At 64.0% G+C, this 21,582-nt stretch carries 21 protein-coding genes and 1 riboswitch; of the genes, 4 read left to right on the top strand and 17 right to left on the bottom strand.

Going from position 1 to position 21,582, the window contains the following annotated elements; translation table 11 throughout:
• From WC509_08180 to WC509_08205, 6 genes are all read right to left on the bottom strand, one after another.
• A partial coding sequence (locus WC509_08180; protein ID MFA5007420.1) for a hypothetical protein occupies positions 1 to 524 on the bottom strand: 524 nt, incomplete at its 3' end.
• A 118-nt stretch (positions 525 to 642) separates the two neighbouring features.
• Positions 643 to 900: a metal-sensing transcriptional repressor gene (locus tag WC509_08185; protein ID MFA5007421.1), complete on the bottom strand. Its 258-nt coding sequence runs from the start codon at positions 898 to 900 to the stop codon at positions 643 to 645.
• A 3-nt stretch (positions 901 to 903) separates the two neighbouring features.
• The gene (locus WC509_08190) at positions 904 to 1,113 is read right to left on the bottom strand and encodes a heavy-metal-associated domain-containing protein (GenBank protein MFA5007422.1); all 210 of its coding nucleotides are present in this window, start codon (positions 1,111 to 1,113) and stop codon (positions 904 to 906) included.
• 1 nt (position 1,114) lies between these two features.
• The gene (locus tag WC509_08195; protein ID MFA5007423.1) at positions 1,115 to 3,370 is read right to left on the bottom strand and encodes a heavy metal translocating P-type ATPase; all 2,256 of its coding nucleotides are present in this window, start codon (positions 3,368 to 3,370) and stop codon (positions 1,115 to 1,117) included.
• Between the two features lie 113 nt (positions 3,371 to 3,483).
• The gene (locus WC509_08200; GenBank protein ID MFA5007424.1) at positions 3,484 to 4,317 is read right to left on the bottom strand and encodes an aldo/keto reductase; all 834 of its coding nucleotides are present in this window, start codon (positions 4,315 to 4,317) and stop codon (positions 3,484 to 3,486) included.
• A gap of 68 nt (positions 4,318 to 4,385) precedes the next feature.
• On the bottom strand, positions 4,386 to 5,171 hold the full coding sequence (locus WC509_08205; GenBank protein MFA5007425.1) for a YwaF family protein: 786 nt from the start codon (positions 5,169 to 5,171) through the stop codon (positions 4,386 to 4,388).
• 132 nt (positions 5,172 to 5,303) lie between these two features.
• On the opposite strand from WC509_08205, the gene WC509_08210 reads away from it, so the two are divergent.
• Entirely contained in the window at positions 5,304 to 6,515 is a 1,212-nt protein-coding gene (locus WC509_08210; protein ID MFA5007426.1) for an iron-containing alcohol dehydrogenase, read from the top strand.
• A 47-nt stretch (positions 6,516 to 6,562) separates the two neighbouring features.
• Here the strand turns inward: WC509_08210 and mscL are convergent, their stop codons facing one another.
• Positions 6,563 to 6,955, bottom strand: a complete 393-nt coding sequence (gene mscL, locus WC509_08215) for a large conductance mechanosensitive channel protein MscL (protein MFA5007427.1) — start codon at positions 6,953 to 6,955, stop codon at positions 6,563 to 6,565.
• A 131-nt stretch (positions 6,956 to 7,086) separates the two neighbouring features.
• On the bottom strand, positions 7,087 to 7,254 hold the full coding sequence (locus WC509_08220; GenBank protein ID MFA5007428.1) for a rubredoxin: 168 nt from the start codon (positions 7,252 to 7,254) through the stop codon (positions 7,087 to 7,089).
• 219 nt (positions 7,255 to 7,473) lie between these two features.
• Between WC509_08220 and WC509_08225 the strand changes: the two genes are divergently transcribed.
• Both WC509_08225 and WC509_08230 read left to right on the top strand, forming a co-directional pair.
• Positions 7,474 to 9,567 (top strand): sodium-translocating pyrophosphatase, encoded by a 2,094-nt coding sequence (locus tag WC509_08225; protein MFA5007429.1) that lies wholly within the window; start codon positions 7,474 to 7,476, stop codon positions 9,565 to 9,567.
• Between the two features lie 126 nt (positions 9,568 to 9,693).
• A complete protein-coding gene (locus tag WC509_08230; GenBank protein ID MFA5007430.1) occupies positions 9,694 to 11,034 on the top strand; it encodes an SLC13 family permease in 1,341 nt (446 codons plus the stop codon).
• A gap of 53 nt (positions 11,035 to 11,087) precedes the next feature.
• On the opposite strand, the gene WC509_08235 is transcribed toward WC509_08230, so the two are convergent.
• The 4 genes from WC509_08235 to WC509_08250 form a co-directional block, all read right to left on the bottom strand.
• A complete protein-coding gene (locus tag WC509_08235) occupies positions 11,088 to 12,332 on the bottom strand; it encodes a [Fe-Fe] hydrogenase large subunit C-terminal domain-containing protein (protein MFA5007431.1) in 1,245 nt (414 codons plus the stop codon).
• Positions 12,333 to 12,449: 117 nt separating this feature from the next.
• Positions 12,450 to 13,817, bottom strand: a complete 1,368-nt coding sequence (locus WC509_08240; GenBank protein ID MFA5007432.1) for an NCS2 family permease — start codon at positions 13,815 to 13,817, stop codon at positions 12,450 to 12,452.
• Between the two features lie 110 nt (positions 13,818 to 13,927).
• Positions 13,928 to 14,027, bottom strand: a riboswitch (purine riboswitch).
• Positions 14,028 to 14,150: 123 nt separating this feature from the next.
• Positions 14,151 to 14,642 carry a flavodoxin domain-containing protein gene (locus tag WC509_08245; protein ID MFA5007433.1) on the bottom strand — a complete coding sequence of 164 codons (492 nt, stop codon included), beginning with the start codon at positions 14,640 to 14,642 and terminating at the stop codon, positions 14,151 to 14,153.
• Positions 14,643 to 14,658: 16 nt separating this feature from the next.
• The gene (locus WC509_08250) at positions 14,659 to 16,023 is read right to left on the bottom strand and encodes an aldehyde dehydrogenase (GenBank protein ID MFA5007434.1); all 1,365 of its coding nucleotides are present in this window, start codon (positions 16,021 to 16,023) and stop codon (positions 14,659 to 14,661) included.
• Positions 16,024 to 16,119: 96 nt separating this feature from the next.
• Here WC509_08250 and WC509_08255 point away from each other — a divergent pair, with 96 nt between their 5' ends.
• The gene (locus WC509_08255) at positions 16,120 to 17,064 is read left to right on the top strand and encodes an NAD-dependent epimerase/dehydratase family protein (GenBank protein MFA5007435.1); all 945 of its coding nucleotides are present in this window, start codon (positions 16,120 to 16,122) and stop codon (positions 17,062 to 17,064) included.
• A 34-nt stretch (positions 17,065 to 17,098) separates the two neighbouring features.
• Here WC509_08255 and WC509_08260 read toward each other — a convergent pair whose 3' ends face one another.
• The 5 genes from WC509_08260 to WC509_08280 form a co-directional block, all read right to left on the bottom strand.
• On the bottom strand, positions 17,099 to 17,725 hold the full coding sequence (locus WC509_08260; protein MFA5007436.1) for a deoxynucleoside kinase: 627 nt from the start codon (positions 17,723 to 17,725) through the stop codon (positions 17,099 to 17,101).
• A gap of 146 nt (positions 17,726 to 17,871) precedes the next feature.
• On the bottom strand, positions 17,872 to 19,488 hold the full coding sequence (groL, locus tag WC509_08265) for a chaperonin GroEL (protein ID MFA5007437.1): 1,617 nt from the start codon (positions 19,486 to 19,488) through the stop codon (positions 17,872 to 17,874).
• Positions 19,489 to 19,502: 14 nt separating this feature from the next.
• Complete coding sequence (locus WC509_08270; GenBank protein ID MFA5007438.1) at positions 19,503 to 19,784, bottom strand: co-chaperone GroES; 282 nt, start codon at positions 19,782 to 19,784, stop codon at positions 19,503 to 19,505.
• A 179-nt stretch (positions 19,785 to 19,963) separates the two neighbouring features.
• Positions 19,964 to 20,704 (bottom strand): endonuclease/exonuclease/phosphatase family protein, encoded by a 741-nt coding sequence (locus tag WC509_08275; GenBank protein MFA5007439.1) that lies wholly within the window; start codon positions 20,702 to 20,704, stop codon positions 19,964 to 19,966.
• Positions 20,701 to 21,519 (bottom strand): hypothetical protein, encoded by an 819-nt coding sequence (locus WC509_08280; GenBank protein MFA5007440.1) that lies wholly within the window; start codon positions 21,517 to 21,519, stop codon positions 20,701 to 20,703. Before WC509_08280 ends, WC509_08275 begins: the two co-directional genes overlap by 4 nt.
• Positions 21,520 to 21,582: the final 63 nt, after the last annotated feature.

A 21,582-nucleotide genomic window follows, 5' to 3' on the forward strand; every position in this document is an offset into this window, starting at 1 on the left:
ACCTTGACGTTGTGGCGGCCGCGTTCGTCGATCCACTCGACGAATCCCCAGGAGAAGGCCGCCAGGCATTCGATCCTCTGCTCGTTGCCCGGATTCGGGAAACTGACGAGGAAGGTGTTGATCTCGCGGTTCAGCTTGGCGTAGGTGCGGATGTCGGAATGGCGTGCCGAAAAGATCGACGCGGGGAAGCCGTACGCGAAGAACGGGAAGTTCCGCTCGCGCATCAGCGGCGCGACGTCGACCGACTTCTCGTTCAGGCCGGGCATCATGTCGTCGACGGCGTCGTAGTATTTGGATTGGGTGGTCTGGATGAACGCCGAGAGCGTCCGGTATCCCTTGGTCGGGAAGTCGGCGACGGTGGCCCGCATGAACGGGAATCCTTCCGACGTCTTCGCGTCGAAGCCTTCGCCCTTGACGACCTCGAACCCGACGAGGTCGGGATGGGTGATCTCGCCGAAGACGACGGAGAGTTCGCCCTCCTCGCCGTTCAGTTCGAAGCGGATGTCGAATTTGCCTTTTTCCATGATGATGCACTTCCTTGCGCGATGCACGCCGGCGGGGATGACCCTGCGCCGGAAATATATTATATCACAATTGATCGGCTTTCAACAGGAATCGTCGATGGAAGCGCTTGGATTCGGTTTAGGCGATCTTTTCCATGAGATCCACGATCTCGGCGATCTTGATCTGGGCTTCGGGATCGAGCGTTTCACGGAGACATCCGTCGAGATGCGCGCGCAGCACGGTCGTGTTGGCGCGCTTGAGGATCGCGATCGCGGCGAGGATCTGGGTCGAGACGTCGACGCAGTAGCGGTCCTGCTCGACCATCCGGACGATGCCTTCGATCTGGCCCTTCGCGGTGTTCAGCAGTCTGGTGACCTGTCTGTGGTCGGCGCGCACGATTCAGCCCTCGATCTTCTTCGGATCGTAGCCGGCCTTGCGGACGGCGGAAAGGAGGGCTTCGTCGGCGACGTTCTCGCATGTGACGGCGGCGGTGCCCCGACGGAGGTCGACGGCGGCGTCCTTCACGCCGGGAACGGCCTTCAGGGCGTTCTCGACGCGCATCTTGCAGTGCATGCAGCTCATGCCTTCGATGGTGACGGTCTTCTTCATTTCATGATCCTTTCTTCCGGCTTCCGGCCGGATGGAATCTGCGGAGACGCAATGCGTTCAGGACGACGGAGACGGACGACAGGCTCATCGCGAGCGAGCCGATCGTCGGATCGAGTCGGAGTCCGAACCAGGGGAAGAACACGCCGGCGGCGATCGGGATGCCGACGACGTTGTAGAAGAACGCCCAGAAGAGGTTCATCCTGACGTTTGCGATCGTGCGCCTTGAGAGTTCAACGGCGGTGACGGCGTCGTTCAGATCGCCGCGGACGAGGACGACGTCGGCCGCCTCGATCGCGACGTCGGTACCGGCCCCGATGGCGATCCCGACGTCCGCCTGGGTGAGGGCGATCGCATCGTTGATCCCGTCGCCCACCATCGCCACGACCTTGCCTTCGGACTGCAGGCGGCGGACGTGCTCCGCCTTCTGTTCGGGCATGACCTCGGCGATCGCGACGTCGACGCCGACTTCACGACGGACGGCCTCGGCGACGGCGCGATTGTCGCCGGTGAGCATCACCGTCTCGATGCCGAGGGCGCGGAAGCGCGAAACGGCTTCGGCGGACGTCGGTCGGACTTCGTCGGCGATCGCGAGCAATCCCAGGAGGACGCCGCCGCGGGCGACGTAGACGACCGTCTTTCCGTCGGCGGCGAGCGTTGTCGAAAGCGATGCGAAAGCGTCCGTATCGATGCCGGCCGACCGCATCAGGGCGGCGTTGCCTGCGAGCGCAGGCGAACCGTCGACGACGGCGGTCACACCCAGGCCGGACTGCGCTTCGAACGCGACCGCGGCGGGAATCGGAAGTTCCTCGGCGGCCGCCAGAATCGCCCGTGCGAGCGGATGTTCGGAACGGTTCTCGAGCGCCGCGGCGACGGACCTGAGTTCGTTCTCGGTGACGACCGCGGCGGGGTGGACGGAACGGACCGACGGTTTTCCGAGGGTGAGGGTGCCGGTCTTGTCGAAGACGACGGTCCGGATCGCATGGGTGATCTCGAGGCTTTCGGCGGAACGGATCAGGATGCCGTTTTCGGCGCCTTTGCCGGTGCCGACCATGATCGCGACCGGAGTCGCGAGGCCGAGGGCGCACGGGCAGGAGATCACGAGCACGGTGATGCCGATCGAGAGCGCGAACGAGAAAGTCGCCCCGGCGATCATCCAGACGGCGAACGCGGCGACGGCGATCGCGATCACGACCGGGACGAAGATGCCGCTGATGCGGTCCGCGAGTTTCGCGATCGGGGCCTTCGAGGAGGCGGCCTCCTCGACGAGACGGATGATCCGCGAGAGCGTGGTCTCCTCGCCGACCTTCTCGGCGCGCATCACGAAGGCGCCGGTGGCGTTGACGGTGGCGGCCACGACGCGATCGCCCGGATTCTTTTCGACGGGCATCGATTCGCCGGTGACCGCCGCTTCGTCGACGGCGGAGGAGCCGTCGACGATCGTGCCGTCGGCGGGAATCCGCGCCCCCGGCTTGACGACGACGAGGTCGCCATGGCGGAGCGTTTCGACGGAAACGACGGTCTCGACGCCGTTTTCGAGGAGGATCGCCGTCTTCGGAGCGAGGTCGACGAGCTTGGCGATCGCCGCTCCGGTCTTCTTCTTCGAGATCGTCTCGAGGTACTTTCCGACGGTGACGAGCGTGAGGATCGCGCCTGCGGCTTCGAAATAGAGGTCCATCGCCCAGGCGTGGGCGCCCATGGCGTCGCCGGCGGCGCTCGAAAGTCCGATCCGGACGATGGCGTAGACGCCGTAGAGGAGCGCCGCGCCGGCGCCGACCGCGATCAGGGAATCCATGTTGGGTGCGCGTTTCCAGAGGCGCTTCAATCCATGAGTGAAGTAATGAAGGTTGATCCCGGCGATCGCGAACGCCAGGACGCCCTGAACGAGCGACAGGACGAAGGGATGGGTCGACGCGCTCAGCCAGGTCCATTGCGGCAAGCCGAGCATCGCGCCCATCGAGACGTAGAGGAGCGGAACGAAGAGGACGACCGAGGCGATCAGGCGACGTTTCATCGCAAACGTCGCATCGGCGACCGCCTTGGGGGAGGCGGTGCCTTCCGCGGCGCCGTATCCGCCCTCGGCGACGGCCTTGACGATCGTTTCGGCGCTCGTCACGCGTTCGTCGTAATCCACCACCATCGTATTGGCGAGCAGCGAGACCGAGACGTCGCGAACGCCATCGATGGCAGCGACGGACTTGTTCACATGCGCCTCGCAGGCGGCGCAGGTCATGCCCGTAATCGTGTACTTCTTGCGCATGTCGGTCCCTCCATATACCCCCCCGGGGTATCTGAAATCATTCTAGCACAATTCCCGCAGGGATTCAAGCGATCCGCCCGGAAAAAAGAAAACGACCCCGAAGGGTCGCCTTGTCAGCCGCGCCAGGGCGGCAGGACGATGTTCTCCATCTCCGCGAGATCGAAGGCGGCGATGTCGAAGCCGAAGACGTCGAAGTTGTTTCTGATGCGTTCGGGCGTGACCGACTTCGGCAGGGGCAGAAAGCCGCGCTGGAGACTCCAGCGGATCGCCAGCTGGGCGACCGAGACGCCGTACTTCGCGGCGATTTCGTGCAGTTTGGGAATTTCGAAGAGGCGTCCGGTCGCAAGCGGTGAATACGCCTCGGTCAGAATCCCGAGGGCTTGGGAGAAGTCGACGGTCGGCTTCTGCGTGTCGCCCGGGCAGAGGAAGATCTGGTTGGCGTGCGGAGCGACGCCGGTCGCGTCGATGATCGGTTTCAGATGTTCCGGGCGGAAGTTCGAGACGCCGATCGAACGGATGCGGCCGTCCCGATAGAGTTTGACGAACGCCTTCCAGGTCTCGACGTTGTCGGCCGTGTACTCGAGGCCGTCGGAATGGATGTGCCATGGCTTCGGGGCGTGAATCAGGTAGAGGTCGAGGTCGCCGACGCCGAGCCGGGCGACGGTTCCTTCGTATTCGTCGAGGGTGGTCTGGTAGCCCTTCAGTTCCGCCTTGAGCTTCGAGGTGACGAAGATCTCGGCGCGCGGGATGCCGGAGTCGCGGATCGCGGCGCCGACCGATTCCTCGTTGCCGTAGGCGGCGGCGGTGTCGATGTGGCGGTAGCCGGCCGCGAGCGCTCCGCGGGTGGCCTCGTAGGCCTTCGCGCCGTTCGGAATCTGCCAGGTGCCGAAGCCGACCGACGGGATCCGGATGCCGTTTGCGAGGACGTATTCGTGTTTCGGATTCATGGGTTGCCTCCTTGGATGGATGTCGTATTCATTGTACCACGAAAGCGGCCGTCATCGGGGCGATTCGCTCAGCGGTGCGCGGCGGCCGTGGTCGTTTTCCGCCGCCGCAGGGCGCGGGCGATCGGACCGGCGTAGATGCCGGCGAAGAACACGAGGAAGATGAGGATGTAGAACAGGAAGTAGTTCTTGTCGGTTCCGAACGGCAGGGCGTTCTCCATCAGATACATGTAGTTCGCGCCGCTGTCGGGGTAGAAGACGAGGTTGGCGAGGGTCGCCCAGCCCATCAGGACGAGGATGCCGGCGATCACGCGCCACGCGTCCCGGAGTTCCAGCCGATGCCGGCCGGCGGCGAATTCGTAGATCGGAATCAGGATCAGAAGAGTATGCGCAGACATTCCCTCGAGCGCGAACATCGTCAGGAAGCGGTTGTCGAAATAGTCGCCGAGGATGACCGTGATCACGCCGCCCATGATCGAGAGGACGTAGACCGGGGTCTTGATCGCCTTCCAGTCGAACACGATCGTGAGCGGCAGAAGGAACGTCAGGACGGTGCACATGTGGAACGGAAACGCCTGCGTCCAGGGGACTTCGACGCCGATCGAGGCGCGGACCGTCTGGTGAACGAGGCGGAACGCGAAGAGCGAAATCGCGAAGATCGTGACGAACGTCCGTTCGGCCTTCGGACGCTTGCGGAAATAGAAAGATCCCAGCACCGCCGCGAGAACGACGAAGCCGATCCAGAGGAAGTGACGCCAGCCGAAGGCGCCTTCGCCGAGACCGTCGCTATAGGACGTCGGTCCCGATCCACCGTCGAACGCATAGGTGAAGAATCGGATGAGAAATTCCCTGAGCATGAAGCATCCCTCCTGTCGATAACCAACCGAATGATATTATATCACGCCATCCCGAGGGAACGTCGGGCGATTTCCTTGAAAACATCACAAGAACGCGGTATAATGAACAGACAACAGGAAAGGCGTGATCGCATGACTGCACTCTACCGGCTCTGGTGCCGCACCTACCAGGCGGCGTTCCGACTGGCATGGCCGTTCATCGACCTGCGCGAGCCGACGCTTCTCTCCGGCCCGGGCGCCATCCAGAAACTGCCCGAAATCATCTTCTCTTCCGGAATCGACCGGGTTCTCCTGGTGACCGACACCGGACTCGTCAAGGCCGGACTCGTCGACCCCCTCGTCGAGCGCATGACGCGCCAGGGAATCGCCGTCGACGTCTATGACGGCACCGTCCCGAACCCCACGGTCGACAACGTCGAAGCCGCCCTTTCCCGCTATCAGGCGTTCAGCGCGAAGGCGCTCGTCGCCCTTGGCGGCGGGTCCGCGATGGACGTCGCCAAGGCCGTCGGCGCCCGCGTCGCCAACCCCCGAAAGTCGGTGAAGTCGATGCGCGGCGTCCTCAAGGTCCGTCGTCCGATCCCGCCCCTCTATGCGATCCCGACGACCGCCGGAACCGGCAGTGAGGCGACCCTCGCCGCCGTCGTCACCGACCCTTCGGATAAGTCCAAGTTCGCGATCAACGATCCGGTCCTCGTCCCCGCGATGGCCGTCCTCGACCCGCGTCTGACCGTCTCGCTGCCTCCGCACGTCACCGCCGCGACGGGAATCGACGCCCTCACCCACGCCGTCGAGGCGTACATCGGGTCGTCGAACACGGCGCGGACCAGGCGTTATGCCAGGGAGGCCGTCCGGCTCGTCTTCGGAAACCTCAAGCGCGCCTGCGCGGACGGATCCGATATCATCGCACGCGGCCACATGCAGCGCGCCGCCTACGTCGCCGGGCTCGCCTTCACCCGCGCCTATGTCGGCAACGTCCATGCGATCGCCCATACGCTCGGCGGCTTCGCGAATGTCCCGCACGGGCTCGCCAACGCCGTCGTCCTGCCCTACGTCCTCGATTTCTACGGCGATCGCGCCGCCCGACGGCTTTCCGAACTGGCCGTCGAGGCGGGCGTCGCCGACGCCGCGTCCTCCGTCCGCGAGAACGCGAACCGCTTCGTCCAGGCGATCCGCGCCCTGAACGAAAGCGTCGGGATTCCCGTCCGGTTCGCCCCCGGAACCTTCCTTGCGGAAGACCTCGACGCGATGGTCGCCCACGCGATGCGCGAGGCCAATCCGCTCTATCCGGTCCCCATCATCATGGACGCGGCCGCCTTCCGCTCCATCTACGAGAAGATCCAATGAACGCGAAAGCGCCGGTCGCCCGGCGCTTTCTTCGTTGATTGGAGATCTTACTCTTTCTCGACCTTGGCGGCGATGACCTTCTTCGCGTCGTCGAGCTTGCCCTTGAGGCCGTTGATCACCTTGAGGGCGAGAAAGATCGCCAGGGCGATGATCAGGAAGTCGATGATCGACTGGATGAAGTTGCCGTAGGTCAGGAGCACGGCGTCCTCCGACAGCACGTAGATGCCGTTGACGGCGTCCCAGGTGCGCGTCCCGCGCATCACCCAGACCCATTCGGTGACGTCCTTCGACCCGATCAGGCTGATCAGGGGCATGATGATGTCCTTGACGAGCGAGGAGATGATCTTGTTGAAGGCGGTGCCGATGACGATGCCGACGGCGAGGTCGAGGGCGTTGCCCTTGGCAATGAACGCCCTGAATTCCTTGAAGAACTTCTTCATGTGTACCTCCTATGGTGGATTTGATTCTATTCTATGCCAATAGCGTCCGCTTTTCAAGCGAAGCCGCCAAAACGGCACTCAACGGAAAGGAAAACGACGAAGCCGCGAGGCCTCGTCGTTCTGTTGTCGGATCAGTTGATCGGGCTGAAGTTCTCCTTGCCGAGACCGCAGTCCGGGCAGACCCAGTCTTCCGGGAGTTCCTCGAAGGTCGTTCCCGGGTTGATGCCCGTGGTCGGATCGCCGATCGCGGGATCGTACACGTAACCGCAGACACATTCCCATCTTTGCGCTTTGCTCATACAGATCATTCCTCCTCGGTTCGATTTGGAATCATTCGATATTCGCGCGAATCATTCCGGAATTACTTTACCACGCCGAACCGAGGAGTGTCAATAGGAATGCGCAAATGCGCGTTTTGCATGGGTTCGCTTCCGAGGAAAATCACGGGAACGCTTGAAACCGCTTCCGCTTCGTGATAGCATTGATTTCAGATTGACTTCAAACTGGAGGATGCACACATGACACTGCTTCAAGGTTTCTTCCTGCTTTCCATCCTGGTCGCCGTCGCCGCCTTCGTCTTCGCGGTCTGGCTCTACCTGTGGGTCCGGCGCCAGCCGGCCGAGAACGCGAAGATCCTGACGATCGGCGAATTCATCAAGAGCGGCGCCAACACCTTCCTCAAGAAGGAGTACCTCGTCCTCGCCCGCTTCGCCGGCGCCGCCGCGCTTCTGATCCTGCTCTTCCTGCCCGATCCGATCTGGAAGAGCGGCATCGGCGACAACTTCACGATGTGCGGGGCGTATCTGCTCGGGACGACCCTGTCGGCGCTCGCCGGCAAGATCGGCATCCAGATCGCGACGATCGCCAACACCCGCACCGCCGAGGCCGCACAGCGCGGCATCCGCCTCTCCTTCCTGTCGGGCTTCCGCGGCGGCGCCGTCATGGGCATGGCCGTCGTCGGCACGAGCCTGCTCGGAATCGCGGTCGTCCTGTGGGTGACCGGCAACGCCACGATCCTCCTCGGCTTCAGCTTCGGCGCTTCCTCGCTCGCGCTCTTTGCGAAGGCGGGCGGCGGCATCTTCACGAAGACCGCCGACATCTCCGCCGACCTCGTCGGCAAGGTCGAACTCGGCATTCCCGAGGACGATCCTCGCAATCCGGCCGTGGTTGCGGACAACGTCGGCGACAACGTCGGCGACGTCGCCGGCATGGGCGCCGACCTGTTCGACTCGAACGTCGCCTCGATGGCGGCCGCGATCGTCATGGGGGTTTCGCTCGACAATCTCTTCGGCACGGACAACGTCGCGCTGGTCTTCTGCTTCGCCGCCCTCGGCCTGCTCTCCTCGATCATCGGTGTCGCGCTCGCGAAGATGCCTGAAAACGGCAACCCGACCCGCGCCCTGAACATGTCCACCTACGTCACCACCGGCGTCTTCGCCGCCCTCACCGGCATCGCCTCGCTGATCTTCGGCTTCTCCTGGCGGATCTACCTCGCCGCCGTCGTCGGCCTCTTCGTCGGCGTGCTGATCGGGATCACGACCGACTACTTCACCGACGATACCAAGAGTCCGGTGAAGAAGGTCGCCAAGGCCTCCGAGACCGGACCCGCCTTCACGATCATCACCGGCGTGAGCTATGGCTTCCTCTCGGTCCTGCCGGCGATGATCGGGATCGCGGTCTCCGCCCTCACCGCCTTCCTCCTCTGCGCCCCGCTCGGCGGCGCGGTCGGATCGATCGAGTACCAGCAGTACGGCATGTTCGGGATCTCGATGGCGGCCGTCGGCATGCTCTCGATCGTCGGCATGATCATCAGTAACGACGCCTACGGCCCGATCGTCGACAACGCCCGCGGTCTCGCCGAAATGGGCGGACTCTCCGAACACGTGATCGAGGTCACCGACAAGCTCGACTCCGCCGGCAACACCGTCAAGGCCGTCACGAAGGGCTTCGCGATCGGCGCCGCCGGTCTCACCGTGATCTCGCTCCTCGGCGCCTTCATGAGCGAGGTCAACGCGATCGAACCCGGCCGCATCGCCGGCTTCGACGTCATGGACCCCCGCGTCTTCTTCGGAATCCTGGTCGGCGCCGCCGTCCCGGCCGTCTTCTCCGCCCTCCTCATGCTCGGCGTCGGCCGCAACGCCGAGCGCATGGTCGCCGAGATCCACCGCCAGTTCAAGGACATCCCCGGCCTGCGCGAAGGCAAGGAGGGCGTCGTCCCCGAATACGACAAATGCATCGAGATCGCGACCTCGGGCGCGCTTCGGGAACTGATTCCCGCCGGGCTCTTCGCGATCCTGATCACGCTCGTCGTCGGCTTCATCGGCGGGATCGAGGCGGTCGGCGGCTTCCTTACCGGCAACATCGTCGCCGGTCTTCTGCTCGCCCTCTTCATGTCGAACGCCGGCGGCCTCTGGGACAACGGCAAGAAGTACGTCGAGGCCGGAAACAACGGCGGGAAGGGTTCGAACGCCCACAAGGCCGCCGTCGTCGGCGACACCGTCGGGGACCCGTTCAAGGATACTGCGGGTCCCTCGATCAATACCCAGATCACGGTCGTGAGCCTCGTCGCCTCGCTCTTCGCCTTCATCTTCCTCTCGCTGCACCTGTTCTGACTTCGCCCCGGCCAGCCGCCGGGGCTTTTTCTTGTACGGGTCGCGCCGTTTCGCATTGTTTCCCGTTCCGGATTGTGCTATAATCCTTTGCGGAACGCATACGCCGCACCCGACAAGGAGACTGCCATGTACCTCGCGCTCGCCATCTTCGTGATCACCTACGTCCTGCTCCTTTCCTTTGGGAAGTACCGCGCCCAGATCGCTTTCGGCGCCGCCCTCCTTTTCATCCTCCTGAGCTTTCCGGACATGCGTGCCCTCTTCGGGATTGACGCCGTCTTCATGCCCCTCGGATCGATCCTCGGCGCGATCCAGTGGAACGTGATCCTGATGATCTTCGGCACGATGGGACTGGTCTCGCTCTTCATCGAGTCGAAGATGCCGGCGCTGATGGCCGACCGGATCATCCAGAAGACGCCGAACGTGAAGTGGGCGGTGATCTCGCTTGCGGCCTTCGCCGGCGCGATCTCGGCCTTCGTCGACAATGTCGCGACGGTCCTGATGGTCGCCCCGATCGCGCTCACGATCGCGAAGAAGCTCAAGATCTCGCCGGTCCCGTCGATCATCGCGATCGCCGTCGCCTCCAACCTCGAGGGCGCCGCGACGCTTGTCGGCGACACCACCTCGATCCTCCTCGGCGGCTATGCCGACCTCACCTTCTTCGACTTCTTCTTCTACCTCGGCCGTCCCTCGATGTTCTGGGTGAACCAGCTCGGCCTGCTCGCCGCCCTGCTCGTCCTCTTCCGCGTCTTCCGCAACGACAGCCAGCCGGTCAGGATGACCGAGACGACGGTCGTCACCGACTACGTCCCGTCGGTCCTGATGGTGGCGATGGTCGTGCTTCTGATCCTCGCCTCTTTCATCCCGAACGCCCCCGCCCTGATCAACGGCTATGTCTGCGCCGGCCTGATGGTGTTCGGGGTCGTCCGCAAGGCCTTCGTCAAGAAGGACGGAAAAGCCTTCCTGGAAACCCTGAAGGACATCGACTTCTTCACCCTCCTCCTGCTCGCCAGCCTCTTCGTCGTCGTCAAGTCGATCGAGAACGCCGGCGTCATCACGGCGATCTCGAACGTCATCTTCGAACTCGCCGGCGGAAACACCTTCGTGATCTATTCGGTCCTCCTGTGGGGGTCGGTGCTCCTCTCCGCCTTCATCGACAACATCCCCTACGTCGCCACGATGCTTCCGGTCGTGACCCTGATCGCGACCAACGTCGCGATCCAGAACGGCCTCGACGCCGCCGCGCAGCATCAGCTCGTCACGCTCCTCTACTTCGGCCTGCTCTCGGGCGCGACCCTCGGCGGGAACATGACGCCGATCGGCGCCTCGGCGAACATCACCGGCATCGGGATCCTCCGCAAGGAGGGCTACGAGGTCACGACCGGCGAATTCATGCGGATCGGCGTGCCCTTCACGCTCGCCGCGGTCATGACCGCCTACCTTCTCGTCTGGTTCGTCTGGTCGATCTGACACCCATCGTACAAAACGGCTTTCCCGCGCGGGAAAGCCGTTTTTCGTCTGATTCAGAAATGCCGGGTGAAGACCTCCCGGTCCTCGAGCAGTTCCTCGATCGTCCGGATTCCGAGGCGCTGGAGGAGTTCGACCACGTAGGGGTTGTCGATCGGAGAGGGATAGGGCGCCTTCTTCGCGTAGTCGCGGACCTTGGCGGTTGCGACACTCCGGTCGATGAGCGAGCGCGGTCCGCCGACGCAGCCGCCGGCGCAGCCCATGCCCTCGAGGAAGTTGGCGGTCGTCTTCCCGCTCACGAGCTCGTCGAGCAGGCGGCGGCACTCGGGGACGCCGTCGGCCTGGACCGAACGGACGCGGATCGGCTTGTCGGGACGGATCCGGTCGAGCGTCAGCGCGACCGCCTCGGAGACGCCCCTCGAGACGGCGTAGACGCGACCCGCGACGGAAGAGTGCTCGCGCAGGTCCGGCGGGATGTCGTCGGCGCGCACCCGCGCGGCGTCGAACAGGTCGGCGACCTCCCGGAAGGTGAGGACGTGGTCGATCGCGTCCCCGATGTCGGGTTCGCGGGCCTCGGCCTTCTTGGCGAGGCAGGGACCGACGAAGACGGTGACGGCGCCCGGGACGAGCCGCTTCACGACGCGGCCGCAGGCGACCATCGGCGAGACCGATCCCGGGACCCTCGCGAGCAGGTCGGGATAGAGCCGACGGATCATCTGGATCCACACCGGGCAGCAGCACGACGTGAGCATGTAGTCGCCCTCGTCCTGGATCTTGGCGTCGAATTCGAGCGCCTCCTTCAGGGTGAGGATGTCGGCGAAGAGCGAGACCTCGACCATGCCGGCGAACCCGAGCCGCTTGAAGACGGTCCGCAACTGGCCGTCGTCGATGTCCCTGAACTGCGAGAGGAAGGCGGGCGCGACGAGCGCGTAGGCCGGTCCCCCGGCGTCGCGCAGCTTCGCGAGCACGTCCATCAGGTCCCTCGAGGCGATGACCGGCGCGAGCGCGGCCGGGTCGATCCGCTCGCGGCAGCGTTCCGTGCGGGGAACGAATTCCCAGCCGCCCTTGGCGTCGGATGCGACATTGTCGAAGAGGCAATCGATGAAGGCCTTGCCGGGGCAGTGGCCGGGGAGGCCGCCGCACGCGGCGCACGCGCCCTTCGGTGTCGGCCTGAGGACGCACTCGAGATGGTGCGGGTCGTATTTCAGCCGGCGGAGCGCCGGGTCGACGGCGCCGCCTTCCTGGGCGGCGACGACGAGACCGTACATCTCCTCGAACGTGAGGTGTTTCCGTTCCTTCATGGCGATCCCTCCGATCGGATCCGATACTCCCATTATAGGACGAAGACGACCGTTCGGGAAGCGCCCGAAGAAAAAACGGCCGCGTTTTCGGCGCGGCCGTTCGATGATGCCGGATGCTCAGGCGGTGACGGCGGTGAGGACGAAGTAGGCGACGAACAGGATCGCCGAGACGAGCAGGATCGGATGGACTTCCTTGATCTGACCCTTGACGGCCTTGATGACGACGTAGAAGATGAAGCCGAAGGCGATGCCGATCGAGATCGAATAGGTGAGGGCCATCATCACGGCGGCGAAGAAGGCGGGGACGGCCGTTGCGAAGTCGTTCCACTCGATCTCCTTCAGGTTGCCGGCCATCATGACGCCGACGACGATCAGCGCGGGGGCGGTGGCGGCGGTCGGGACGACGCCGAAGACCGGGGAGAGGAGGATGCAGAGGAGGAAGAGGATCGCGGTGAAGACGGAGGTGAGGCCGGTGCGTCCTCCTTCCTCGATGCCGGCGGCCGATTCGATGTAGGTCGTCGTGTTCGAGGTGCCGAGGATCGCGCCGACGGAGGTCGCGATCGAGTCGGCGAAGAGCGCCTTGTCCATCTTCGAGGCGAAGCCCTTGCCAGACTCGAGCGCGGTCAGGTCCTCGTCGGAGAAGATGCCCGAGGCGCGGCCGGTGCCGATGAAGGTGCCGATCGTGTCGAAGGTGTCGGTGAGCGAGAAGGCGAAGATCGCGAAGAGCGCCATCGGCAGGCGGGAGACGTCCGCGAAGAGGGTGCCGAGGCCGGTGAAAGCGGCGCCGAAGGTGGTTCCGAAGGCGGCGAAGGGCGCGCCGAGGTCGTCGAAACTGATCGCGGCGAGGTTCGTGACGCCGAGCGGGATGCCGATCAGGGTCGAGGCGACGATGCCGATCAGGATCGCGCCGCGGACCTTGAGGACGAGCAGGACGACGGTGACGAGGATGCCGATGAAGGCGAGGATCAGCGCCGGGGTGGCGATCGCCGAGAGGGCGGGGACGCCGGCGCCGAAGTTGATCGCGGCAACGTCGAGGAAGCCGATGTAGGCGATGAAGATGCCGATGCCGCCGCCGATCGCGTTCTGGAGCGACTTCGGAATCGCCTTGATGATCGACTTGCGGATCTTCGTGACGGTGATCACGATGTTGATGAGGCCGCAGATGAAGACCAGGGCAAGCGCCTCCTGCCAGGAGAAGCCGAGCGCGAAGCACACCGTGTAGGTGAAGAACGCGTTCAAGCCCATGCCGGGGGCGAGGGCGTAGGGCACGTTGGCGAAGAGCGCCATGACGAGCGTGCCGATGACGGTCGCGAAGATCGTCGCGAGGAACACCGCTTCCTTCGGCATGCCGGTGGCGCCGAGGATGTTCGGGTTGACGAAAATGATGTAGACCATCGCGAAGAACGTCGTGGCTCCTGCCACCAGTTCCCGCTTGAAGGTCGTCCCATTTTCGGCGAGGCGGAAAAACTTGGCGATGCTTTTCATTTCTTCTGTTTCCCTCCGTGTCGAATTTGTCTTGTCCCGGACAAACAAAAAAAGCAAGTGAAGAAAATCCTTCGCTCGCCAACAAAATGATCCGCGTCCCGGAGTGCGGACGCAGAAGAAATGAGACCAATAGTCAGACGATTAGGTCGTCTGGTAGAGACTATGGAACCGAATTATCCATATTATATTGGCGATCGCTATTCAGTTTGTCCGTTTCAAAACAGAATCAGTTTATCACGAAAAGACAGTCCGCGCAATCGCGTGAAACCCTTTTCATGACGAGAAGATGAAAACGGCCCTCCATCCGTGAAGGTCCGTTCATCGATGGGTCGTTCAGTTTCCCCCGGCAGCTGCGAGAAGCGTCCGCGCCCAGTCGAAGGCGCCGTCGGTCTCGCCCTTGCGGAGGACGGTGCCCTGGTCGCCGATGACGAAGAACGCCTGCGCCGGCGCGATGAGGACCGCGCCGCGCTTTTGAAGCGCCTTCTCGATCCTGTCGGCCGCGAATCCGAAGGTGTTCACGACGCCGCGGAAGAACCCGGACCTGATCTCGGCCGGGTCGAGGCGCGTGTCGAACGCCGCCGAACGCCTGCCGGAAAGCGGGAGGGCGGGATTCTTCAGGGTCTTCATCGTCGTCGGGGTAGCCTGGAAGGCGCGCGTCGGCGAACCGACGAGCACGAGGTCGGCGGCGGCGACGTCGTCGGCCGCGACGTCGCCCGCATGGACGAGGCGGCATTCCGCCTTCGCCGCCGCGAAGCCGTCGGCGATCGCCTCGGCGATCTTCTGGGTGTTCCCGAAGACGGTATCGTAGATGATCAGGATCTTCATCGTCGGTTGCCTCCCGTCACTTGAGCATCGCCCGGGTGACGACGCCCTTGCGTTTCGTATAGGGATGGTAGCGGACGTCGAGGTCGACCCAGTTGTGGCGCTTCAGGATCGGCTTGGCGTGGGTGAACGTCTCGTACGAATGGATCCCGTGGTAGGCGCCCATGCCGGAGGCGCCGACGCCGCCGAAGCCGAGTTCGCCGCTGGCGACGTGCATCAGCGTGTCGTTGACGGTTGCGCCGCCGAAACTGAGTTCCTCGAGGTAGCGCCGTTCGCGGCTCCGGTCCTTGGTGAAGAGGTAGAACGCGAGCGGCCGGTCGCGCTTCCGGATGAAGGCGATCGCCTGCTCGTCGGTCTCGTAGTCGATCAACGGCAGGATCGGGCCGAAGATCTCCTCCTGCATCACGGGATCGGCCCCGGTCACGCCGTCGAGCACCGTCGGCGCGATCCTGGTCTCGCTCCAGGAGCCGCCGATCACCTGGTCCATCCCCTGCATCAGGCCGCGGAGGCGCTGGTGGTGCTTCGCGTTCACGATCTTCGGATACTCGGAGTTCGTGAGCGGATCGTCACCGAAGAACTCCTGGAGGGCGGCGCGGTAGTAGGCGAGGAAGGCCGGCTTCTCCTTCTCCCGGATCAGGAGGTAGTCGGGGGCGACGCAGGTCTGGCCGGCGTTCACCGTCTTCCCGAAGGCGATCCGGCGGGCGGCGAGCTTCAGGTCCGCGTCCGGCGCGAGCACGCATGGACTCTTCCCGCCGAGTTCGAGCGAGACCGGAGTGAGATGCGCCGCGGCGGCCGTCATCACCGTCTTCCCGACGGCCTGGCTGCCGGTGAAGAAGATGTAGTCGAACTTCTCTTCGAGCAGCCGTGAATTCTCCTCGCGGCCGCCGAGGACGGTCGTCACGTGCTCCGGGGAGAACGCCTCGGCGATCACCGCCGCGATCGCCTTCGCCGTCTCGGGGGCATAGGAGCCGGGCTTGACGACGGCGCAGTTTCCGCCGGCGACCGCGCCGACGAGCGGGTCGACGGCGAGTTGGAAGGGATAGTTCCACGGCGACATGACGAGCACCACGCCGAAAGGTTCGCGGACGATCCGCGAGCTCGCCGAGAACAGCGGAAGCGGCGTCGGGACGCGCTTCGGCCGACTCCAGCGACGCAGGTGCCGGAGGGTATGCGTGATCTCGGCGAGGACGATCCCGATCTCGGTGAGGTAGGCCTCGTGGGGATGTTTCCCGAGATCGGCCGCAAGCGCCGCCTCGATCGCCGGTTCGTGTTTCCTGATTGCGGCGTAGAGCCGCCTGAGGGCGTCGATGCGGAACGAAAGCGGGCGGGTGGCGCCGGTTTCGAAATGGGCGCGCTGGGCGGCGACGATGTCTCTGATCTCCATAGGGATCCTCCGTGGCGATGACTGGTCAAATCCCATTATAACATATCGTCGGAATTTTGATATAATGGTGCTATGCATGACGCGCGGAGGGTCCGGATGGTCGTGATTACGGGTGCCACGGGGCACATCGGTAACAATCTTGCAAGACTGTTCGTCGAACATGGAGAGCCCGTCCGGCTGCTGCTTCGGCGCGACGGCGCGGCGCTATCCGATCTGGCCGTCGAGAAGGTCTACGGCGACGTCTTCGATGCCGACTTTCTCGCCGCGCACGTCCGGGACGGCGACGTTCTCGTCCATCTCGCCGCCCTCATCGATCTCTCCAACCGCCACGGCGGAGACACCGTCCGGATCAACTACGACGGGACCCGCACGATCGCCGACTTCTGCGTCGCCCGCGGGGTACGGCTCGTTTTCGTCTCCTCCGTGGACGCGATCGCCAAGCCGGAACCGCCGCGTCCGATCCGCGAACCGGACCGCTTCGACCCCGATTCTTTCCATAACGCCTATGCGCGCTCGAAGGCGCTTGCGACCGCCTACGTCCACCGCCTGCTTTCGACCGGAGCCCTCCAGGGCTGCATCCTCTACCCGTCGGCCGTCATCGGGATCCACGACTACAAGCCTTCGGCCGCGGGTCGCGAGATCGCGCGCACCTTCGCGATGCGGTTCGCCTTCTGCATCCGGGGCGGCTACAACTTCATCGACGTCCGCGACGTCGCGGCGGCGATCCGCCGTGCGGCCGTCGAACGCTATTCCGGCTCCTGCATCCTCGCCGCCCACAACGTCACCGTCCGCCAGCTCTACGAGGCGCTCTTCGCCGCGGAGGGACGGAAGGTCCCGGTGCTCCGCGTCCCGGTCGCGCTCGCCCGCCTCGGCGGTCTCTTCATGAAGGGTTTCTCGAACGTCATGATCGACGCCCTCGAGGAGAACTACGACTACGACAACGCCCGCATGCGGCGCGATCTCGTGCCCGACCCGATCCCCTTTTCCGTCACCGTCCGCGACACGGTCGCGTGGTTCCGAACCCATCCCCTTCCCCGATAAGAACAAAGCGTCGACCGTGCGGTCGACGCTTTGCTTATCTGGTCATCAGCTTCTGGCTTTCGTACTTCGCTTCGATCTTGGCGACGATCTCCTTGAACTCGACGGGATTGTTCATGTCGTTTACCGGCAGCCAGAGGATCTTCTGTTCGGGGACGCGGTAGTTCCGGAAGATGCGGCGGAGGACGTCGTAGTAGTTGGCGTAGTGGTAGTTCAGGTAGTCCTCCTGGTTCTTCTCGATCTCGCGGCCGCGCTTGCGGACGTTCTCGAAGAGCTGCGGGATCGGCCGGACGAGGACGATGTGGACGTCGACGTCGGGAAGGCGCTTCAGATGCTCGTCGGCGATCGCGTAGGTGAGCGCGACCTCCATCGCCGTCATCGTCCCGTCGAGGCGGAGCAGTTCGGTGAAGACGAGGTTGGAGAACAGCGTCGAGTCGCAGACGACGTTCTCCTGCCCCTTCGTCTTCCACATGAGCAGGAAGAGGGCGCTGTAGAAGGCGTTCTGCGAAAGCATCGCGAACGTCTCCTTGTCCTGGTAGAAATAGGGGAGATACTCGTTCTTCTCGACCGGCTCCATGACCAGCGTGCAGTTGTAGTACTGGGATAGCTTGCGGGACAGAAGCGACTTGCCCGAACCGATCGGTCCGATGATTCCGATTCTCATGGATGTACCTCGCCTGTGGGATTTTTGGATGTCCGCCGTCGTCCGGCGACAGACCTATTATAATTCAGGATCCGGGAAAGGTCAAAGCAATTCCGGGCTTTCGGACACAAAAAAAGCAAGGACTTTCGTCCTTGCCTGGGGGATTCTCAATACATGTCGGGCGACGGCATCGCCGGCGCGGGCTTCTCTTCCTTCAGGATCGCGACGCCCGCCTCGGTGGTGATGAAGAGGGCGGAGATCGAGGCGGCGTTCAGGACGGCGCTGCGCGTGACCTTGGTCGGGTCGACGATGCCGGCCTTGAACATGTCGACCCACTCGCCGGTGAGGGCGTTGAAGCCATAGTTCGGTTTCGCGGCCTTCTGCTTCTCGACGATCTCGACGGCGTCGTAGCCGGCATTCTCGGCGATCTGCGCGACTGGGGCGGTGAGCGATTCGAGGACCACGTTGATGCCCTTCTGGACGTCGTTCTCGGGCGATTTCAGGACTTTCTTGAGTTCGTTGTGAATCTCGACGAGGACCGCGCCGCCGCCCACGACGATGCCTTCGGCGACCGCCGCCTTGGTGGCGTTCAGGGCGTCCTCGATCTTCAGCTTCTTCTCCTTGAGCTCGGTCTCGGTGGTGGCGCCGACCTTGACGACGGCGACGCCGTTCGAAAGCTTGGCGAGCCGTTCGGCGAACTTCTTCCTGTCGTACTCGGAGGTCGAGAGCTCCATCTGCTTCTTGATCTGCTGGACGCGGACGGCGATCTGTTCCCTGTTTCCGACACCGTCGATCAGGGTCGTGGCGTCCTTCGTGACGACGATCTTCTTCGCCATTCCGAGGGCTTCGACGGTGACGTCCTTGATCTCCATCCCGAGGTCCTTGGCGACGAAGGTCGCGCCCGTCATCATCGCGATGTCGGCGAGGATCTCCTTCTGGTTGTCGCCGAAGCCGGGAGCCTTGGTGGCGACGACGTTGAAGGTGCCGCGCAGCTTGTTCACGATGAGCGTGCTGAGGACTTCGTTCTCGATGTCGTCGGCGACGATGAGGAGCGGCTTCGACATCTGCACGACCTGCTCGAGGAGCGGCAGGACGTCCTTCACGGTGGTGATCTTCTGGTCGGTGACGAGGATGTTGGCGTTCTCGAGGACGACTTCCATCTTCTCGCGGTCGGTGACCATGTAGGGCGACATGTAGCCCTTGTCGTACTGCATGCCCTCGACGACCTCGAGGTAGGTCTCGACGCCCTTCGAGTCGTCGACGGAGATGACGCCGTCCTTCCCGACCTTGGCCATCGCTTCTGCGATGATCTTCCCGATCTCGTCGCTGCCCGAACTGACGGTCGCGACCGAGGCGATATCCTCGTTCGAGGCGATCTGATGGGAACGGGAAAGCAGGCGGGCGGAGATCTCCTTCGCGGCGTGCTCGATGCCCTCGCGCATCCGGACCGGGTTGGCGCCGCGCTCGACGGCGGCGATGCCGCGATGGATCATCGCCTGGGTGAGCAGGGTTGCGGTCGTGGTGCCGTCGCCGGCGACGTCGTTGGTCTTGTTCGCGGCCTCGTAGACGAGTTTCGCGCCCATGTTCTCGAACGCGTCCTTGAGTTCGATCTCGCGGGCGATCGTGACGCCGTCGTTGACGATCTGCGGCGAGCCATAGCCCTTGTCGAGGACGACGTTGCGGCCTTTCGGGCCGAGCGTGATGCGGACGGCGTCGGCGAGCGTGTCGACGCCTCTCAGCATCGCGTCGCGGACGTCCTTGGAATAGCGGATTTCCTTCGGCATGGTTCCTTCCTCCCTTACTCGACGATGGCGAGGATGTCCTTCTCGGCGATGAGCAGGTACTCCTCTTCCTCGATCTTGACCTCGGTGGTCGAATACTTCTTGAACACCGCGCGCTCGCCGGCCTTCACGGTCGGGGGCACGAGCTTCCCGTCGACGACGGCGCCCGGTCCGACGGCGACGATCGTCGCGTAGCTCGGGGCTTCCTTCGCCTCGGCGGACAGGATGATGCCGCTCGCGGTCTTCTTCTCGTTCTTTTCCTTCTTCAGAACGACGTTGTCATGCAGTGGTCTCAACATGGATTTCCTTACTCCTTCTGAATAGTAGTTGGCACTCTCTTATCTAAAGTGCTAACATCATTATATCACTTTTTTCAGTGCGGTCAAGAACCGCACGCTGCGATTTCACAGAAATTTCACTTTCCGCCGCGTTTGTCTCCTTCTTCATGGAAAAGCCCCCTAAGGGGGCTCAAGAGCCATCAGCGCAGGCGCACCGCCACCAGGATCGGGTCGTGATCGGAGAGGAAGCGCCCTTCCGGCCGTTCCTGTGGAACGGTCGCGGACGTGAAGGACAGGTTTCTCCCGTAGACGTAGTCGATCGCCGCCGCAACATGCCCGAAGGCGTGAAAGGTGGTTGGCGACGCCGAAAGCGGGATCGCGGGGCGGAAGCCGGCGGAGTCGAAGAGGGCATGGAGCGGTTCGTCGGGTCCGGCGTTGAAATCGCCTGCGACGACGGTCGGCAGGACCCGCTTCGGATCGGTCGCGTCGAGGAGCCCGAGGAGGATCTCCGCCTGGCGGCGCCGCACCGCGACGTCGCCGTAGTCGAAATGGGTGGAAACGACCCGGATGACCTTTCCTTGCGGCGTTTCGAAGACAGCTTCGACCGCGATCCGCGGAAAGAAACTGCCGGGGAGGGTCGAGGGAATCCCGGGGGTGTCGGACAGCCAGCGGGTCGTATCGCGCACCAGCTTCGTTTTCCTCGGGTCATAGAGGATCGGCGTCCCCTCGCCCCGGCCGGTGTCGCGGGGGGAACCGACCGCGCGGTAGAAGGGCGTGACGTCGAGCAGGTCCCGCGTCATCGCCGGATCGAGTTCCTGCGTGCAGAGGATCGGCACGCGGATCCTTCCGAGATATTCCTTCAGAAGCGGGAGACGCTTCTCCCAGGCGTTCTTTCCGTCGCTTTCGAGGGCGATCCGGAGATTGAAGGTCATGATCCTCATCGCCTGTCCTCCTGGCACGCCGGGCAGTAGCGCACCTTCCCGCCGAGAAAGGCCTTCTCGACGATCGTCGTCCCGCACGCCGGACAGCGTCCGTCGGGGCGACGCGTACGTTCGGCGTAGAGGCCGTGGTTTCCATGGAGGTCGACGAAGGAGGCGCGTCCGCCGGCCGCGGCGATCGCGCGCGTCGTCCCGACGAGCGCTTCGTAGAGGCGGAGGATCTCTTCTTCCCGAAGCGCGGACACCCGGGTCTCGGGGCGGAGGCGGGCGGTCCAGAGGACGTCCTGGATCGTACCGTTCCCGACGCCGGGGATCCTTTGTCCGGTCGCGAGCAGGGCCTTCACCGACAGGCGCGGGTTCTCCGTTGCCGTCCGGGCGAAGCGTTCGACCGTGAAGTCGGGGGAAAGCGGCGCGATTCCGTCCGCGTGCGCGACGTAATAGGGATTCGCGCGCAGCTCGTCCTCGCCGCCGACCGACAGGTAGCCGTAGAGCTTGACGCGGGCGGTCAGGTTCGTCCCGTCCGCAAACGACAGGAGCATCTGCGTCTTCTCGAGGCGCGGGTCGCAGTAGCGCACCGTCACGTCCTCGCCGATCGCGACGTTCTGTCCGCCCGAACAGCGGACGACGACGCGGCCGCCGACCGCCTGGACGCGCTCGACGGTCCGTCCGCGCAGACGATCGGCCGCCGCCGCGGGATCCATCCCGATCCAGCAGAATCTGTGGGGTGCGGAAAGAAAGGCCGCGTCCGCGACCGTCTTCCCGGAAATCGCCTCGTCCATCTGCCTGGCCAGCGCCAGGGCTTCGCCGATCTCGATCATCGCGATCCCTCCCGTCCTCACTCCCATTATACACACGTTTCGAAGAATGAAAAAGGGGAACGG

Source organism: Candidatus Izemoplasmatales bacterium (assembly GCA_041649275.1).
In the GTDB taxonomy this organism is placed as follows: Bacteria; Bacillota_I; Bacilli_A; order Izemoplasmatales; family Hujiaoplasmataceae; genus UBA12489.